The organism is Cupriavidus cauae, assembly GCF_008632125.1.
Taxonomy (GTDB): Bacteria; Pseudomonadota; Gammaproteobacteria; order Burkholderiales; family Burkholderiaceae; genus Cupriavidus; species Cupriavidus cauae.
This window is the reverse complement of the sequence record NZ_VWRN01000017.1, coordinates 123888-140340: the sequence shown is the minus strand read 5'-3', so window position 1 is coordinate 140340 and position 16453 is coordinate 123888. Positions and strand designations below refer to the sequence as shown.

The 16453-nt window shown below is 63.7% G+C and carries 18 protein-coding genes; 7 read left to right on the top strand and 11 right to left on the bottom strand.

Annotation, left to right across the window (positions count from 1 at the left end; all coding sequences use genetic code 11):
• Nucleotides 1-9 precede the first annotated feature (9 nt).
• Together F1599_RS05380 and F1599_RS26125 are read left to right on the top strand one after the other, a co-directional pair.
• A complete protein-coding gene (locus F1599_RS05380) occupies nt 10-816 on the top strand; it encodes an MFS transporter (protein WP_223819483.1) in 807 nt (268 codons plus the stop codon).
• 24 nt (nt 817-840) lie between these two features.
• On the top strand, nt 841-1188 hold the full coding sequence (locus tag F1599_RS26125) for a hypothetical protein (RefSeq protein WP_223819482.1): 348 nt from the start codon (nt 841-843) through the stop codon (nt 1186-1188).
• Between the two features lie 161 nt (nt 1189-1349).
• Here F1599_RS26125 and F1599_RS05375 read toward each other — a convergent pair whose 3' ends face one another.
• The 4 genes from F1599_RS05375 to F1599_RS05360 form a co-directional block, all read right to left on the bottom strand.
• Nucleotides 1350-2819 carry a PDDEXK family nuclease gene (locus F1599_RS05375; RefSeq protein WP_223819481.1) on the bottom strand — a complete coding sequence of 490 codons (1470 nt, stop codon included), beginning with the start codon at nt 2817-2819 and terminating at the stop codon, nt 1350-1352.
• On the bottom strand, nt 2797-3303 hold the full coding sequence (locus F1599_RS05370; RefSeq protein WP_150082426.1) for a 2,4'-dihydroxyacetophenone dioxygenase family protein: 507 nt from the start codon (nt 3301-3303) through the stop codon (nt 2797-2799). The genes F1599_RS05375 and F1599_RS05370 overlap by 23 nt, the downstream gene beginning before the upstream one ends.
• A gap of 82 nt (nt 3304-3385) precedes the next feature.
• A complete protein-coding gene (locus F1599_RS05365) occupies nt 3386-3919 on the bottom strand; it encodes an ester cyclase (RefSeq protein ID WP_223819480.1) in 534 nt (177 codons plus the stop codon).
• On the bottom strand, nt 3877-4953 hold the full coding sequence (locus tag F1599_RS05360; RefSeq protein WP_223819479.1) for a Bug family tripartite tricarboxylate transporter substrate binding protein: 1077 nt from the start codon (nt 4951-4953) through the stop codon (nt 3877-3879). Before F1599_RS05360 ends, F1599_RS05365 begins: the two co-directional genes overlap by 43 nt.
• Nucleotides 4954-5040: 87 nt before the next feature.
• Here F1599_RS05360 and F1599_RS05355 point away from each other — a divergent pair, with 87 nt between their 5' ends.
• The 3 genes from F1599_RS05355 to F1599_RS05345 all read left to right on the top strand — a co-directional run bounded on the left by F1599_RS05355 (nt 5041) and on the right by F1599_RS05345 (nt 7524).
• Nucleotides 5041-5580 carry a VOC family protein gene (locus F1599_RS05355; RefSeq protein ID WP_150082425.1) on the top strand — a complete coding sequence of 180 codons (540 nt, stop codon included), beginning with the start codon at nt 5041-5043 and terminating at the stop codon, nt 5578-5580.
• Nucleotides 5577-6353 carry an SDR family NAD(P)-dependent oxidoreductase gene (locus F1599_RS05350; protein ID WP_150082424.1) on the top strand — a complete coding sequence of 259 codons (777 nt, stop codon included), beginning with the start codon at nt 5577-5579 and terminating at the stop codon, nt 6351-6353. The genes F1599_RS05355 and F1599_RS05350 overlap by 4 nt, the downstream gene beginning before the upstream one ends.
• Before the next feature lie 97 nt (nt 6354-6450).
• Nucleotides 6451-7524 carry a LacI family DNA-binding transcriptional regulator gene (locus tag F1599_RS05345; RefSeq protein ID WP_150082423.1) on the top strand — a complete coding sequence of 358 codons (1074 nt, stop codon included), beginning with the start codon at nt 6451-6453 and terminating at the stop codon, nt 7522-7524.
• Nucleotides 7525-7588: 64 nt separating this feature from the next.
• Here the strand turns inward: F1599_RS05345 and F1599_RS05340 are convergent, their stop codons facing one another.
• Nucleotides 7589-8053 (bottom strand): YaiI/YqxD family protein, encoded by a 465-nt coding sequence (locus F1599_RS05340; RefSeq protein WP_150082422.1) that lies wholly within the window; start codon nt 8051-8053, stop codon nt 7589-7591.
• A 129-nt stretch (nt 8054-8182) separates the two neighbouring features.
• Complete coding sequence (locus F1599_RS05335) at nt 8183-9067, bottom strand: LysR family transcriptional regulator (protein ID WP_149319911.1); 885 nt, start codon at nt 9065-9067, stop codon at nt 8183-8185.
• A 137-nt stretch (nt 9068-9204) separates the two neighbouring features.
• Between F1599_RS05335 and argC the strand changes: the two genes are divergently transcribed.
• Together argC and F1599_RS05325 are read left to right on the top strand one after the other, a co-directional pair.
• A complete protein-coding gene (gene argC / locus F1599_RS05330; protein WP_150082421.1) occupies nt 9205-10128 on the top strand; it encodes an N-acetyl-gamma-glutamyl-phosphate reductase in 924 nt (307 codons plus the stop codon).
• A 298-nt stretch (nt 10129-10426) separates the two neighbouring features.
• A complete protein-coding gene (locus F1599_RS05325; protein WP_150082420.1) occupies nt 10427-10894 on the top strand; it encodes a septation protein IspZ in 468 nt (155 codons plus the stop codon).
• 90 nt (nt 10895-10984) lie between these two features.
• Here the strand turns inward: F1599_RS05325 and F1599_RS05320 are convergent, their stop codons facing one another.
• The 5 genes from F1599_RS05320 to F1599_RS05300 all read right to left on the bottom strand — a co-directional run bounded on the left by F1599_RS05320 (nt 10985) and on the right by F1599_RS05300 (nt 16442).
• Nucleotides 10985-11950, bottom strand: coding sequence for a Bug family tripartite tricarboxylate transporter substrate binding protein (locus F1599_RS05320; RefSeq protein WP_223819478.1), 966 nt, complete (start codon nt 11948-11950; stop codon nt 10985-10987).
• 240 nt (nt 11951-12190) lie between these two features.
• Nucleotides 12191-13672 carry an FAD/NAD(P)-dependent oxidoreductase gene (locus F1599_RS05315; RefSeq protein ID WP_150082419.1) on the bottom strand — a complete coding sequence of 494 codons (1482 nt, stop codon included), beginning with the start codon at nt 13670-13672 and terminating at the stop codon, nt 12191-12193.
• Nucleotides 13673-13689: 17 nt separating this feature from the next.
• Nucleotides 13690-13998 carry a (2Fe-2S)-binding protein gene (locus F1599_RS05310; protein WP_150082418.1) on the bottom strand — a complete coding sequence of 103 codons (309 nt, stop codon included), beginning with the start codon at nt 13996-13998 and terminating at the stop codon, nt 13690-13692.
• Nucleotides 13982-15127 carry an NAD(P)/FAD-dependent oxidoreductase gene (locus F1599_RS05305; RefSeq protein ID WP_150082417.1) on the bottom strand — a complete coding sequence of 382 codons (1146 nt, stop codon included), beginning with the start codon at nt 15125-15127 and terminating at the stop codon, nt 13982-13984. Before F1599_RS05305 ends, F1599_RS05310 begins: the two co-directional genes overlap by 17 nt.
• Before the next feature lie 247 nt (nt 15128-15374).
• Nucleotides 15375-16442 carry a LysR substrate-binding domain-containing protein gene (locus F1599_RS05300; protein ID WP_223819477.1) on the bottom strand — a complete coding sequence of 356 codons (1068 nt, stop codon included), beginning with the start codon at nt 16440-16442 and terminating at the stop codon, nt 15375-15377.
• Nucleotides 16443-16453 lie beyond the last annotated feature (11 nt).

Genomic DNA, 16453 nt, shown 5'->3' with positions numbered 1-16453 from the left:
GCGGCGGCCATGCCGTTCGCCGTCTATATCCTCGGACTGACCGTTTTCTGCCTGACCACCTCGGAATTCATGGTGGCCGGCATGATGCCATCGCTCTCGGCGGCTTTTGGCGTGCCGGTCGAACGCATCGGCTATCTGGTGTCGATCTATGCGGCGGGCATGGTGCTCGGTGGACCGGTGCTGACCGTGGCGCTCGCACGCGTACCGCTGCGCCCGGCGTTGCTCGGCTTGCTGGCGACCTATATGGTCGGGCAGATCGCTTGCGCGATGGCCGACGACTATCTGGTGATGGCGATCGGCCGAGCGGTAACGGGCGTTGCTGCGTCGGCCTGCTTCGGCATCGTGCTGTCGATGTGCGCGGAGATGGTCGCGCCGGAGGTCCGTGGTCGCGCCGCGGCGATCGTGATCGGCGGCCTGATGATCGCTACCGTCGCCGGTTTGCCACTGGCGACGCTGGTCGACCTGCATCTGGGCTGGCGCGCCAGCTTCTGGCTGCTGGTCGTGCTGACCGGCCTGTGCGTGCTGGCGGTGCGGTGGAAGATTCCCGCGACGTTGACCACCAGCACCAACGGCATGCGCAGCGAGCTGGCATCGCTGGCCAATCGCGAACTGTGGGCCGCCTATACGACCAGCGCGCTGATCATCGGCGCGACGTTCGCCGGCTTCAGCTATTTCGCGCTGGTGCTGACCAAGGTGTCGGGATTCTCGCCATCTTCGATTCCCGCGGTGCTGGGCCTGTATGGCCTGGCGACGGTGATCGGCAATGCGGTGATCGGCCGCCTTGCCGACCGGCACACGATGCGCATCCTGTTGTGAGGATTGGTCGTGCTGGCGGGCGCGTTGGCATTGTTCGCCGTCTGCGCCGACCAGCCGCTGGTTGCGGTCATCGCGATGCTGCTGGTCGGGCTGACCGGGGTGTCGCTGAACCCGGCGATGGTGGTGCGCGTGATGCGCGCCGCGCCGCCCGGGCCGCTGGTCAATACGATGCATACCGCGGTGATCAATATCGGCCTGATGTCCGGCTCGTGGCTTGGCGGCGTAGGCATCGGCCAAGGTTGGGGGCTGCGATCGCCGCTGTGGGTCGGCACCGTGCTGGCAGTGGTTGGCGTGCTGGCGGTGCTGCCCTATGTCTTGCGGCGGTCGCAGGCTCTGAATGAGAGCTTTGAAGCGGAGTGTGCGAAGGGATAGGATCGCGAGCTAGCAAGCAAGCGCGACAGTTTAGCCGGGTGTCACAGTATGTCGCCGGATAGTCCGCTCGGTACACAACCGAGCGGACTATCCCCGAGGGCAACATACCGGTTCGATCCAATACTGACGGATGCAAGTTTACTTGTTCGTTGTGTCCGCGTCTAAGTCTCCCGAATGGCGGCCATAACGTGAGCCCCCAACTGTCTGGTGTTCAGTTCATTCCCGTTGGCGTTCTCGAGGCCAACATGCAATTGGGCGGCAAGCTGACGCAGTAGAGGCTTGACTGGTTGTATGGCTATGCCGTCTTGTTCAATCTCGATAGCGCCGCTTTCGCGTTGTCGTAACAGATACGGACCATACGTGACCACATCGGCGACTGCAGAAGTGGGAGCGTAATCGATCTCCTCGCCCTGCGGCATCACTTTGAGAACGTTCTCCACCGCTTGCAAAGTGCGGGAACCCCAGCGTGTTGTGAACGCATACGTTTTTCCACCGAAATAAATTAGATCTTCATCGGCGGTATAGCAGCGCAGCTTCTTCTGTCCGAAAACGGCGAGAAGCTCGGATTCCTTCAGTGTGCCATCGGCAGACACGAATAGGTTACCGTCCCACGGTATAGCACTCTCGATTTCTTGGGGAGTTATACCCCGCTTAATCGCCTCCGCCACGACCTCATATATGAGCCGACGTTTGGGAAGGTTGGTGAACGACATTTCGCCAATAGAAAGATCGTAGCGCGTCATGTCCCTGTCCTGGCTGCGCGCTGCGTCTTGCTCCATCGATTTCTCTCGAACGGCGACTTGGTATTGTTCCGCTTCAGGTAACGGGATGACCTGATGAATATCGAGCAATACGCGGCCTTCAATGGCGTGTGGACGCATTTGCACACACCGTATGTCTAGGCCCTGTTTGTTGAGCCAAAGAACAGCAGTGGTGATCTCTTGGGAGAATTCGGACGATGCCAAAACGATCCTAACGGTCTCTGAGAGGGCGATGGTGTCATCCCCCGTATCAAGGAATTCACGTATTGCTTGTTCCGCATCTTCCGTAGAGCCGATCGCATTCAGATACTTGCGATGAGCTTCTACAGCCTGCTCGAACCGCATGGTTGAAATCATCGCAGCGTATCGGAGGGCTTGCAGCTCCATATGGCCGCCATCGTCTCGCTTCAACTCGACGACGACGAGCCTCGCTTTCTCGTCCAGGCACAGCAGGTCAATACGCCTATTTGCTCCCACCCAGTCTCCGAATTCTTCGGCCAAGACCATCGTTCGGACGCCAGGCGTGATCGCGGTGATATGAGTTCGGATTGCACGCTGAATGTTCCCTCGTTCGAGCAGACCCAACTCGGTAAAGGTCTTTTGACTGATCGGCGTCAGTTTCTCGCCAGAAATTTCGTATAAAGCCATCTGATGCTCGTCCACGTCTTTTTTTGAAATGTGCGACAGCATAGCATCAACCGCGATGACTAGAGCCTTCCTCGCATTCAGTACAGAACGATAGCAACCGGAGACTATTCTTTCTTCTTTGTTGTTGGTTTCACCTAATAGAGCCTGACTTGTTTCGACAGGCAGGTCGTAGCAATGGACATCCCGCTCCAGGACGGTTCTAGCCTCCAGAGAACGCGGCACCCCCGCCCGGCCGGATATAGCGCGGCGTAGGGAGGCCCATCGCTTTCGCAGCATTCAAAATGCCGTCCTCGATCGCGCCCGCGTCGCGTACCCCTTGATATTCGCCGTCCTTGAAAATCACGTTGGCGCCGTAGACCACCATGAATCCCTCGGCCGCCTCCCTGGCGTCGGCCGGCACGGAGAAGGTATGGACGGACCCGCCGGGCTCGTACAAATAGCTGCCGGCGGTCTGGCGATCGTCGGGGTATTCGACGTAGTTCCACTCTCCCTTCGTCGTGAAGAAGTGGACGGTGCCCGTGTGGAAGTGCGGGGGCAGCGTGGTGCCCGGCTCGAACTTGCCGTACAGCACCCAGACGCCGTTTTCACGGTCGAGGAACAGCGGAATGATGGTCGACCCTGACTCCGATCCAGGGAATTCGACTGCTTCATGGATGTTCACCGTCAGCAGACGGTCTTGATGCGTGACGACCTTGGGCAAGGCCATGATTCAACTCTCCTTTGCCAGTAGCGGCAGAGCTGGGACCCATAGCCCAGCGTGATATGGGAATGGCCAGGCCGGTGGCGCTTTACAACAGCCCCAGCGCGCGCAGCTTCGCATCCGGGGCGGAGTACGGCCGTTCGCAGATGATCTTGTCCGAGCCCGGTGCGAACTCGAACGTGGCGGCGATCCGGATGCGGAACGTGCGGCCCGTCGGCGCATAGGTCTTTCCGTTGGCCTTCAACGGACCCAGGTGCGTGCCTTGCAGCCAGAACTCGACCAGCACGGTATCGCCATCGGCCGCAATCGCGATGATCTCGTTCTTCAGATCGGGGAATGGCACGCGCGATGAATCGAAATAGCCCCGCACCTGGGCTTCGCCATCGAATACCGTTCCACTGCCGTGCATTTCGTAGCGGGGATGCGCGAAGGTGTCGATCACCGCGTCCCAATCGTGGACGCACTCCAGCGCCATATGATCGCGTACGGTCTGGATGCGGGCTTCATTCAGTGTGGAAGGCATAAATCGTTCTTGTGGTGTCGTCATGAAAGAGGGGAGAGCACGAGCGCCGCGATGCGTCAGTCCAGCGCCATCTGCGCCTGTTTTGCGATCGATTTCCACATCGGGATATCGCGCGCATTGATTGCTTGCTGCTCGGCCCCGGAAACGTATTTCGCCGTGATGCCGAGCGACAGCAGCTTGCTGACGACCTCGGGTTCCTTCAGCGTCTTCTCGAGCACGGCCGACAGCTTGTCGACGATCGGCTTCGGCGTCTTGGCCGGGACATACATCGCCCATGTCAATTCGCGATCGAAGTCGACGCCTTGCTCCTGATAGCTGGCCACGTTGGGCAGGCTCGGCGAGCGTTTGGTGCAGACGGCCAGCGCCTTGACCTTGCCCTCCTTGACGAAGGGCGTAGCGGTGACCATGTCGACGAACGCCACGGAGATGTGGTTGCCGAGCAGGTCGGTAATGATTTGCGCGGTGCCTTTGTAGGGCACGTGCTGCAGCGGGATGCCGGCCTTCTGGCTCAGGATCTCGCCGCAGAAATGTCCGGTCGATCCCGAGCCCCAGCTGGCGTATTGCACCGGCGCCTGCTGCTTGCGGGCGAGAGCCGTCAGCTCTTTCAGGTTGTTCGCGGGGTACGAGTTCGACGCGACCATCACGATGGACGAGTTGCCGATGGTCCCCAGGCTCTGAAAGTCGCGCACGGGGTCGTAGGGCAGCTTCGCGTACGTCGCGGCCGCCAGCGGATGCGTCGACATGCCGCCGATCATGATCGTGTAGCCGTCGGGCGTCGCGGTGGCAACGGACTGGGTTCCGATCGTGCCGGCCGCACCGGGCTTGTTCTCCACCACCACGGGCTGCTTCAGCTGCGCGGCAAAGCGTTCGGCGAGAAAGCGCCCCAGCGTATCGCCGCCGCCGCCGGCGGAGAAGGGCAGCAGCATGCGGATGGGGCGCTCGGGATAGGCCGCGGGGTCCGCCGCGTGGGCGGCCGTGGCCGCCAGGGCCAGCAGCGCGGTGGTGAAGAGTGTCTTCATGTCTGTCTCCATGGGGTTCGCCCGTTCTGCGATGCGGGGTGTGGGATCACGCTTCCGGTGTTGTGGAAACGTTTCCATCGAAGTGTGGCGAAGGTGGGTGCGAGCAGCAATCATGGTTAACGCTATGCTGCATAACGCCGCGCCGTCGGCTACCGTAGTGTAATGGAAACGTTTCCAACGTTGCAATGACATGGAGCCGAAATGAGCTTGCTGTTCGGAGGCGTATGCCAGATCGGCTACGTCGTACGCGATATCGAGAAGGCGATGCGCCACTGGAGCGAGGTGCTGGGCGTCGGACCGTGGTTCTACAAGAAGGAAGTCGGCACGACCGAATTCCGCTATTACGGCGAGGCGTCGGCCTTGCCGGATCTCTCGATCGCGCTGGCCAATTCGGGCGGCGTGCAGATCGAGCTGATCCAGCAGCGCAATGATGCGCCGTCGCTGTATCTCGATTCGCTGAGGCAATTCGGCGAAGGGATGCAGCACATCGCGTACTGGACGGACGACCGGTTCGACGAGTTTGCCGAACGATTGCGCGCCAGCGGCTATGTCGAGCGCCACGGTGGCCGGATGGGCATGCGCGGCCGATTCGCCTATTACGTGCATGCGGACCTGCCGGGCAATATCGTCGAGATCTCCGAAATGTCCGGCGGCAAGGGCGAATATTTTGCCGCGATTGCGGAGGCCGCGAAGAACTGGGACGGCAGCGATCCGATCCGGCGGATTGGAGCACCGCAATGAACGCCACCGAGGGCAGGGATTCGGAACGCCGGATCGCGGTGGTAACCGGCGCCGCGCGCGGCATCGGGCTCGCAATCAGCAGCCGGCTCGCCGCGGACGGATACGCGGTCGCCCTGTGGGATCGCGATCGCGCGCTGCTCGATGACGGCGTTCAGGCCCTGCGCAGAGACGGCGCGCACGTATTGGGCGTCGCCGTCGACATTACCGATCGCGGACAGATAGACCGCGCATTTGCGCAAACCGTCGAAACATTGGGTACGCCGACGGCGCTGGTCAACAATGCCGCCATCCTCGGTCGCAGAGGCCCCACGGTCGACGCGTCGGTCGACGAATGGAAGCTCGTTTTTGACGTCAACGTATTCGGCGCGTTGCAATGCGCGCAAGTAGTCGTGCCCGCGATGGTGAAAAATGGCTGGGGCCGCGTCGTCAACGTGGCGTCGGTCGCCGGCAAGGAAGGCAATCCGTTTGCCGGTGCCTATGCGGCATCGAAGGGCGCCTTGATATCGATGACGAAGAGCCTCGGCAAGGAACTGGCGGAAACGGGCGTGCTGGTCAATTGCATCACGCCCAGCGCCGCAGATACCGATATTTTCGGCGAGCACGACGAGAGCCAGCGGGCGCAACTGCAGGCGCGCCTGCTCGAACGTGTGCCGATGAAGCGCTTTGTGCGAGTCGAAGAAGTGGCGGAGATGGCCGCATGGCTGTGTTCCGAGCGCTGCAGCTTCAGCACGGGCGCGGTGTTCGACATCAGCGGCGGGCGTGCCGTCTACTGAGAGAAACGGCACGGCCTGGCCCTGGCTTTCGACGATAATAGCGGGCCAGGAAGCCTGCGAAGATTGCCGCATGCTTGGACATTCCAGCGGATCATCAATGACCAGCCGAACGCGCACCCCCAGCTCCGATACGCCCGCCCGCGTCACCATCCGTGACGTGGCGCGGGCCGCCGGCGTTTCGGTGGGGACGGCATCGCGCGCCCTGAACCGCAGCGGCCCGGTAAGCGAGGCCGCGCTGCAGGCCGTCGAGCGCGCCGCCAAAGCCCTGGCGTATGCGCCCGATCCGATTGCGCAAAGCATGCGCACCGGCACCTCCGGCGTCGTGGGCCTGCTGGTGTCCGATCTGGCCAATCCGCTATACGCCCGCATCATCACGGCCGTGGAGACGCGGCTGCAGCGCGAGGGTTATGCGATGGTGGTCGGCAACACGCATAACAACAAGGCGCAGGAAGAGCTGATGGTGGACCTCTTCCGACGCCGCCGCGTCGATGGACTGATTCTCGGGCCCTGTGAAACCGAGCGCCCCGATTACCTGGCCCAGATCTCCCGCGATCTCGCCGTTGTCGCGATGGACCGCGATTTCGGCGCGCAAGGTGTCGGCGTTCATGTCGAACACGCCCGCGGTTCATACGAAGCGACACGATACCTGCTCGACCTGGGGCACACCCGCATCGCGCTGATGACCTCCGACGGCGCATTGCGCCCGGGCCGAGAGCGCATCAACGGCTATCGCGAGGCGATGGAAGAACGCGGCCTGACTGTGGACAACACGCTGGTGCGATCCAGCCGCTCGGCGATGGATCTGTCATTCAGCGATGCATTGGCACTTCTCTCGGCCAAGGATCGACCGACCGCTTTCATCTGCCTCGGTACACGGATTCTCTCCGGCGTCCTGCAGGCGATGAAGCAGACCGGGAACCGCGTGCCGCAGGATGTCAGCCTGATCTGCGTCGGCGACAGCGATCTCGCGCAGCTTTACTCGCCGGCGATCACGGCGATCAATTGGGATCTGGAGGCGGTGGGGACGGCGGCGGCGGAGATGCTGCTGCGATCTATTGGCGTGGGTTCGGGAAGAGGCGAGGGGAAGGTGCTGGAGGGCGAGGAGATTCGGCTGACGACGCATGTTGTCATGCGGGAATCTTGCGCGCCGCCTCGGGCCGGGAAGACGTAAAGGTCCGAGCATCCCCAGGGCGGGCCTCGCTTGTCCACCCATGCTCTTCTATGTCTGGTACGCGTTAAGGGACCGCTTTCGGCGGCGCATGGCGCGCCAGGAACCGATCCAGTTGGCCGGCAAACGCCTTGCTGTCCTGAGCGGAATACGGCGCCGGCCCGCCCGTATCGATGCCCGAGGCGCGGAGCTGGTCCATTACCTCACGCATCGTCAAGCGCTCCTGGATGTTCTCCCGGGTGAACCAGCTTCCTCGTGGCTCGAGCACGTGGGCGCCCTTGTCCAGGGCAGCCGATGCAAGTGGGATGTCCGCCGTAATCACAAGGTCACCGGCGTTGACCAGCTCGACGATCCGCTCGTCGGCGGCGTCGAAGCCCGCCGGCACCTGGATCGATTTGATGAAGCGCGAAGGCGGCGTGCGCATGTACTGATTGGCGACCAGCGTGACGCACACTTCTAGGCGTTGCGCCGCTCGGTACAACATTTCCTTGACTACGACCGGGCAGGCGTCTGCGTCGACCAGGACTTGCATCGCGGTATTTCCTTTGAATAGGGCGCTCATGATACCGCTTGAGTGGGCCATTTCCACGGCAATCCGCCACACCGATGCGACTACGATTGCGCCGCGGCGAGAACGAACCGAGGCGAAAAACGGGCGCTCCTACGCCAATCTCAGATCCCGCAGCATATCCAGTACGTGTTGCGTGGAACGTTCAACGTGCCCCGCACGATGTGCAATGCCGAGCCGACGCCACAACGCCGGGCGCAGCGGACGCATGACAATGCGCTTGTCCGGTAATGGCGCCGTCGCCTCGTGGGGCAACAGCGCCGCACCATAACCTGCTGCTACCAGACTCTTGATCGCATCGTTGTAGTTCAGCTGAATGCGAGGCGCAGGATGATAGCCCGCCGTCGCGAACCACTCAGCGGTCAGGCGGGAAAGCCGCGTGGTCGCGTCATTGAGAATCAGAGGTTGGGCAGCGAGCCATTCGGGCGTGACGCGCGCCGGGCAACGCCAATGCGCCGGCACAAAGGCCATCACGGGGTCGCGCCTCCACGGCTTGATCACGAGTCCAGCTACCGGTGGCTGAGGCAGTGCGACCAGTCCCACATCCAGCGTCCCATCCGCCAGCCGGGACAACGTTTCCTGTGAGGTCAGCACGGCAACCTGAATGTCGATAGCAGGATGGCGCTGGCGCAGACCCTCCAGCGCCTGCGGCAGCAGGTGCGCGAGCGCGCCAGTCGATGCAGCCAGCCGAACGCGTCCTTCGAGCCCCTGCACCTGGCGCTGAATATCGTCCAACGCCTGCTCCGCATCGGCCAGCAGCCGACGTGCGCGCTCCACCAGCACCTCTCCGATCGCCGACGGCCTGACATGTCCGCGCTTGCGCGACAGCAGTGGAGCCCCAATGCGGTCTTCCAGTTCGGCGATATGGAGGCTGACCGTTGGCGGCGCCAGGTGCAAGGCACGCGCGGCATCGGCAAATGAGCCCCGGTCCGCAATGGTGACCAGGGTGCGCAAGCGGTCCAGGCTGATCTCTCGCATGTCGGCGTCCGGGTTCAGGAAAGATGAATGTTCTCGTTGTGAAATTCAACTTTCCCTATTGTAGCGGTCCGCCGAAGATGGGGCTCGTTCGTCACGTTCGACTTCTTGCAACCCCAATCCCAGCGGAGTATCCACGTATGAGCTCACCCGTTGTTTTCATCGACGGCGACCAAGGTACCACCGGGTTGCTGATCCACGAACGGCTGCGTCACCGGACCGACATCCGGCTGATGACGCTGGCGGCTGCCGAGCGCAAGGATCTGCGGCGGCGCGCAGAAGCCTTGAATGCCTGCGATATCGCCATCCTCTGTTTGCCGGATGCCGCCGCGCGCGAGGCAGTGGCGGCCATTGTCAATCCCGCGGTCCGGGTCATCGACGCCAGCTCGGCGCACCGTACACACCCGGACTGGACATACGGATTCCCCGAAATGGCGCCCGAGCAGGCGGAGCGAATTGCAAACGCACGTCGGGTCACCAACCCGGGTTGCTATCCGACCGGTGCAATTGGCCTGCTGCGTCCGTTGGTGCAGGCCGGGCTGATACCGGGCGATTACCCCATCAGCATTCATGCGGTATCCGGCTACTCGGGGCGCGGACGCGCCGGCGTGGAGGAATATGAGGGGCTGGGCGCCGCCAGCGCGCCGTCATTCCAGGTCTATGGGCTGGAACTCGCGCACAAGCACACGCCGGAGATCCAGCAGCACGCCGGGCTCGCGCAGCCGCCCATTTTCGTCCCTGCGTACGGAGCGTTCCGCCAGGGCATCGTGCTGACGGTGCCGCTGGCGTTGCGGCTGCTGGCCCCGGGCGTCAATGGCGAGACGTTGCACGCCTGCCTCGCGCGCCACTATGCGAACGCGGACCACGTACATGTCTTGCCGCTGCAGGAATCGAGCACCTTGAAGCATCTGGATCCGCAAGCGCTGAACGGTACGAACGACATGCGCCTGAGCGTATTTGCTGGCGCGCAGCACGGCCACGTCCTTCTGTCCGCGGTCTTCGACAATCTTGGAAAGGGCGCATCTGGTGCAGCGATTCAGAACCTGGACCTGATGCTGGCATAGCAATCGTTGGCATTGAATTGAGGCAATGTTCGGCGGCGTCCCTCCGCCAACGACGCATTCACCCCTACGAATGGGGCAGTTACTTAATTTCTTGAGGCCTCTACAATCCGATGCTCCGCAATGGGCGAATTACCGTGGGGCTGTACCGTTTTAACGTTTGTTGACAAACGATTTGCCAAATCGTCAATAGCATTCGCCCTATGTAAAGCTGGGCCACATTCTCACTATGGTTAGTGCCGGAGAGCACGGCGGCGAGGACTGGGGATAAGAATAATAATTGGGGAACGGGGATAGGTGAATGGTCGGATTGAGTTGGGGTCTTCTGTGGAGAACCGTAGTCGTTCTGACGCCGGTGGGCATGGCAATTTCGGCGTTGATCAGCATGTGGCCGAGCTTCGGTCTTCGCCCTCACGTCGAATTACTCGAGCCGACAATCATTTTCGTTTCTTATGCAGCGATGTTTATCGTCGCCGATTCGCTGTTTCGTCGAAGCCCGGTACAGTTTGTCTTTGGCTGGAGGCTTCAGTTGACCATTGCGGAATGGCGCGAATTGTCCTTCGGCATGGCCGCGCTGATGTCTGTCATTGCGGCGCTGAATTTCGTAGTGGCGTCCCTCAGCACCTTCCTATGGGTCAACTTCAAGCTGTTCGCCATTCCTTTTGTTCTCTCGTTTGGCGTTGTGCTATTGGCGAGACGTATCCAAAAAGCCCGGTTTGAAGCCACGGTCTTGCGCCAGGTTGAAGCGAGAATGCCCCCTCGGCCATAGCGGACGGCTGACTACTACTGAAGAGAAAAAAACCCGGGCCGTCCTCCGACGCCCGGGCGAGTACTACAGGGGCACTGCAAATCAAAAAAATCAGTCCAGCTTGATCCCGACACTCTTCACGACCTTGTCCCATTTTTGGGAATCCCGGTTCACCAGTTGGGCGAATTCCACCGGGCCCAGTGCGCTGGGTTCCATGCCCTGCTTGGTGATGGAATTGCGGACCGAGGGGGTTGCCACTACCGCGGCGATTTCCTGGGCGAGGCGCTTCACGGTCGGCATGGGCGTGCCGCCGGTGGTGAAGACCCCATACCAGGACACCACTTCGTAGCCCGGCACGCCAGACTCGGCGATGGTCGGCACGTCCGGCATGGTTTCCACGCGCTTGGCGCTGGTCACCGCGATGATGCGGACCTTGCCGGAGTCGGCGCCGGCCTTGGCCGACGGCAGGCTGGCAAACGTCATCTGCGCCTGACCCGCCATCACGTCCTGCATGGCAGGCGCGTCGCCGCGATAGGGGATGTGGGTGATGGCCACGCCGGCCATGCTCTTGAACAGCTCCGCGGACAGGTGCGAGATCGTGCCGTTGCCCGGCGAGGCGACATTGAGCTGGCCCGGGTTGGCCTTCGCATAGGCCAGCAGCTCCTGCACGGTCTTCACCGGCAGCGAGTTGTTGACGACCAGCGCGTTGGCGGATTTCGCCACCAGCGAGACAGGCTGCACGCCCTTGACGGGGTCATAGGGAAGCTTGCTGTAGACCGAAGGGGCGATAGCCTGTCCGCCCACCGATCCGAGCAGCAGCACCGAGCCGTTGGGCGTGGCGCGTGCCATTTCCGCGGTGGCGATGGTGCTGCCACCGCCGGGCCGGTTTTCCACCACCATGGTCTGCTTGGTGTTCAGCTGGAATTGCGTGGCGACGACGCGAGCGATGACATCGTTGCCGCCGCCGGGCGCGAAGCCGACCAGCATGCGGATGGGCCCGGGAGGCAATTCCTGGGCGACGGCTTGTGTGGCAGCGAATGCCAGTACGACAGCGGGAACGATCTTGAAAAATGCCATGGTTGGTCCTCGTAGATGGGTGGAATCCTCTCAGGATGTCGCTGCTGCACTGGATCGTTGCGGCGCCTTGGGCGCGGGCGGAGCTTCGATATGCCCCGACGCTTGTCGCCTGCGGTGCTCGCTTTCTAGTTGTGTTGCGCCGTACCGCATGGCAGTCCGGCGACGCGTTCTTCGACGCGATAGTTTCCTGGTGGCGTTGGCCAGCCGCACCTGCATGCCGGGCACGCTGGCCATCACCCCTTACTTCTTGAAACGCACGACCGCCTCGCGCGATGCCGGGGTCTGCGGCAGCGTGGCGATTTCCCCCAGCGTCACGGGCTTGGTCGGGAAGCGCAGCCGGTAGTAGCCCACGTCGCGCGGATGGCGCTGCTGCTCGTCGGCGATAAGCTCGGTCACCGTCAGTCCGCAGAACCGGCCCTGGCAGGGGCCCATCCCGCAGCGCAGGAATGCCTTCATCTGGTTGGGGCCCTGGCAGCCGATGCGGGCGGCATGCCGTACTTGCTCGGCGGTGGCCTCTTCGCAGCGGCAGACGATGGTGTCGCCCACCGGGCGGCGGAACTGCGTCGCGGGGCGGTACAGCACCTCGAGGAATTCCCGGCCCCGCGTAGCGCGTGCGAGAGCAGCCTGATGCGGTGCGGCCTCGCGGTCGCGGGCGGCGGTGTCGATGCGTCCCAACGCCGCGGCGACGTGCACTGCTGCGATGCGCCCGCGGTGCTCCGCTGCCATCGCGCCCGCGATGCCCGCGCCGTCGCCGGCGATGCTCAGTTGCGGCACCGAGGTCGCGCCCCAGGCATCGACGACCGGTTCCCAGCAGTCCTGCAGGTCGTTCCACGCATGCTCGGCGCCGACAGCGCGCGACAGGTTGGTATTCGGGACCACGCCCTGATGCAGCAGCAACTGGTCAACGGCCATCGAACGGCTCTGGCCGCCCGCGGTATATCGCACTTCGGCCAGCTGGCCATTCGCGCCCGCCAACGCCTCCAGCGCGGTGACGCCGCTGACGATGGGCACCGCCTTGCGGACCGCGCGCATCAGCGTCAGGCCCTTGCCAAGGTAGGGCGATCGCAGGAAGCTCCACGCATGAGGCAGCGCCTGCAGCCATTGGCTGCTTGCCGTGGTTTCGAGAATGGCGTCCAGCTTCACGCCCGCATTCAGGTACTGATAGGCCAGCAGATAGAGCAGCGGTCCGCCGCCTGCGAGCACGGTGCGTCCTTCCGGCACGACGCCCGAGGTCTTGAGCAGGATCTGCCCGGCCCCTGCCGTGATGACGCCCGGCAAGGTCCAGCCCGGGATGGGGAAGGGCCGCTCCTGGGCGCCCGTGGCCAGGATGATGTGCCGGCAGTGCAGCAGCGAGGCCTGCGGTTCTTCCCCACCCTTGGACACGGAGTAGGCGACCTCGAAGCCCGCCGGCTGGCCGCCGGCCTGCGGCTCGAGTCGATTGATCGACCACACGGTGGCCGAGGACAGATAGCGTGCGCCGCTGCGTGCGAAGGGCTCCAGCAGCTCCAGGCCGTGCCAGTAGTCGGCGCCCAGGATGTTGCGATCCTGCACCGGGGTACTGCCGACCGCGCGATAGATCTGTCCGCCCGGCGCGGGCTGTTCGTCGATCAGTGCGGTGACAAGGCCGAGGCCGGCGGCGTGGGTTGCCGCGGCCAGGCCGGCGGGGCCGGCGCCAACCACCAGCAGGTCGTACTGCGGGATCTCGACGGAAATGGAAGCCATGTCGGAGGCCATGTCGTTCATACCGCCACCTCGCGCGCGCCCAGCTGGCGCTGCACCGTCATGCCATCGCGCACCGGCGTCATGCAGGCCTGCTGGTTGGGCCGGCCGTCGATGCGCACTAGGCAGTCATAGCAGACGCCCATCATGCAGAAGGGACCGCGCGCCGCACCCGACACGGCGGTGTCACGGCAGGCTTGCACGCCGGCTGCGAACAGGGCCGCGGCGACGCTGTCACCCTCGCGGCATTCCAGCGCGACGCCGTCGACGATGACACGCACCGTGCGGCCGGCAGCTTGCACGACGGGTGCATCAAGTCTTCTGAACATGAAATCTCCGGGTCGAAAAAGTGTCCAGCTCGGGCGCCAACGCGCCGGCGGCGATCATGGGGGCGAGCGTCATCGCATGCGTGGCGGCCAGCGTCACGCCGCTGTGGCACGTCACCAGGAAGGCCCCGGGGTGGCTGGCCGATTGTTCGTAAACGGGGAAGCCATCCTGCGCGCGCACGCGCAGGGCGGACCAGGCGCGCACCGCACGCACCTCGCGCAGCGCCGGCAGCGTGCGCACCGCGCGGTCGGCCAGCGTGGCGAGGATCGGCAACGTGGTCACATGGTCGGCGTAGCCCGCATCCTCCTGCGAATCGCCCACGAGCCAGCTGCCTTCGTCGTTCTGGCGCAGCGTCACCATCGGGGTATCGAGCAGGCGGCGCGTGCGTTCGAGCACCAGGATCTGGCCGCGCTGGGGCGCCATCGGCAGATGGGTGCCGACCATGCGGCCCAGTTCGCCATTGCGCAGGCCCGCAGCCAGCACGATCTTGCGGGCCCGCACGCTGCCCTTGGGCGTGTCCAGCACGAAGTCGCCGTCCGACAGCTGCGTGATGGCCGTTACGCCGTGATGGGGGAGGTAGCGCACGTCGCTCTGGCTGAAAGCGATATGGAATGCGCGCAGCAGCTTCAGCGGGTTGACGATGCCGTCGTGCGGGGTCCAGATGGCGCCGGTCACGTCGGGGCCGAGCCCGGGCACCAGCGAGGCCGCCTGGTGATGATCCAGCAGCTTCCATTCGTAGGGCTCGACGCCCGGCTGGGACATCAGCTTGTTGACCCAGGCCAGGCGCGCTTCGATCTCGTAGTCGCCCATCAGCGGGGTCAGCCCGCCTTTCTGCTCGAGCGCCACGTCGATGCCGGTTTCCGCCAGCAGTTTTGCCGCCAGTTGGGGCCACAGCCGCACGGAGCCCAGCGTCCAGCGGCTGTAGGCGCCCATGCCGTAGCCCTTGCTCTGCAGCCAGACCAGGCCAAAGTTGCCGCGCGAGGCGCGCAGGGCGACGTCGCCCTCGTCAAGCACGGCGATGGAGCTGACGCTGCCGCGCAGGCCATAGGCCACCGCGGAGCCGACCAGGCCGCCGCCGACGACGGCGACATCGAAGATCGGATGTTGGGAGGGAGTGGAGGCGTTGCCCATTCAGCACGCCCTCGCGCGGGTCGGGAACGGGCCTTGGGCCCTGTCAAAAGTCATGTGGGGACTCGCAAATATCGCGGCAGCCCTGGCCCGGAACCGTGGCTCCGGGCCGGTGTTGCCAATGCGAGCGAGTATGCGCACCGACCCCTGATACGCGCAAATACCAATTCGTGCGGTACCTATACGAAAAGCTGATGGGGTCTGAGGTGGGGTCTGAGGTGGGGTCTGAGGTGGGTTCTGCGGTGGGGGCTCAGCCGGCCAAGCCTTCAATTTCCGCGTCGATGACTTCGCGCAGGCGCGCGATAAAGCGGTCCACCAGCAGATTGGCCGGCCGATTGCGCGCCAGCAGCAGATAGCTGACGAAGGGCACGCGGGGCTCGAATGGCCGCACCACGATATTGGTGTGCCGGTACATGCGGGCGACCAGCGGATTGACGATGCCCACGCCCAGCCCAAGACCGACCATATTGCAGATGGTCGCGCCATAGGGCGTCTCGAAATGCATCACCCGGCGGTCGTCGCCGGCGAAGGCGGCATCCACGGCGGCGCGCAGCCCATCGCCATGGGCCATCGAGATGAACGGTTCGCCGGCGAGGTCGGCCGGCGTGATGACCTCGCGGGCCGCAAGCCGATGGCCGGGCGGCAGCACGCAGCAGCCGAACAGCTCGGCTACCGGATGCGCCTCGGTCACGGCGGCAGTGGGCAAATAGGAAACCAGTCCGAGCTCGCAATGGCGGTTGCCGACCTGCTCGGCCACGAGCTGCGTGCTGCCGGTTTCCATGGCGACGTAGACGTCGGGATGGTCCGCATGAAAGCGTTGCAGCACCAGCGGCAATACCGTCATCGCCAACGAGGGTACCGTGGCGATGCGCAGCCGGCCCGCGCCGAACTGGCGGATATTGCGCGCGGCGTCCTTCAGGGCTTCCAACCCGACGAAGGTGCGATCAACCTCCCGCAGAAAAGCCAATCCCTCTTCGGTCGGCGCGAGCCGGCCGGCATTGCGGGTAAAGAGCGTCAGGCCGGTGGAGGCTTCCAATTGGGAGATCAGCCGGCTGACATTGGGCTGCGACATGAACAGCTCATTGGCCGCGGCCGTCATGGAGCCCGTGCGCATTACCGCGCGAAAGGCATAGATTTCCTTGAATTTCATACCGAATCGATGAAGGGCGGATTCGGCGAATACTAGCGTTGTTTGCCTCCGGAGGCCGCAGCGAGGGCTGGGGCGGCCATTGGAATCGGCACCACGCACCAAAGGAGGCGATCGGCAGTAACCATCTGTCAGGCAGAATCGCCCGTCATTGCGAACGGCGGCCCGCAAAAAAAAGCCCT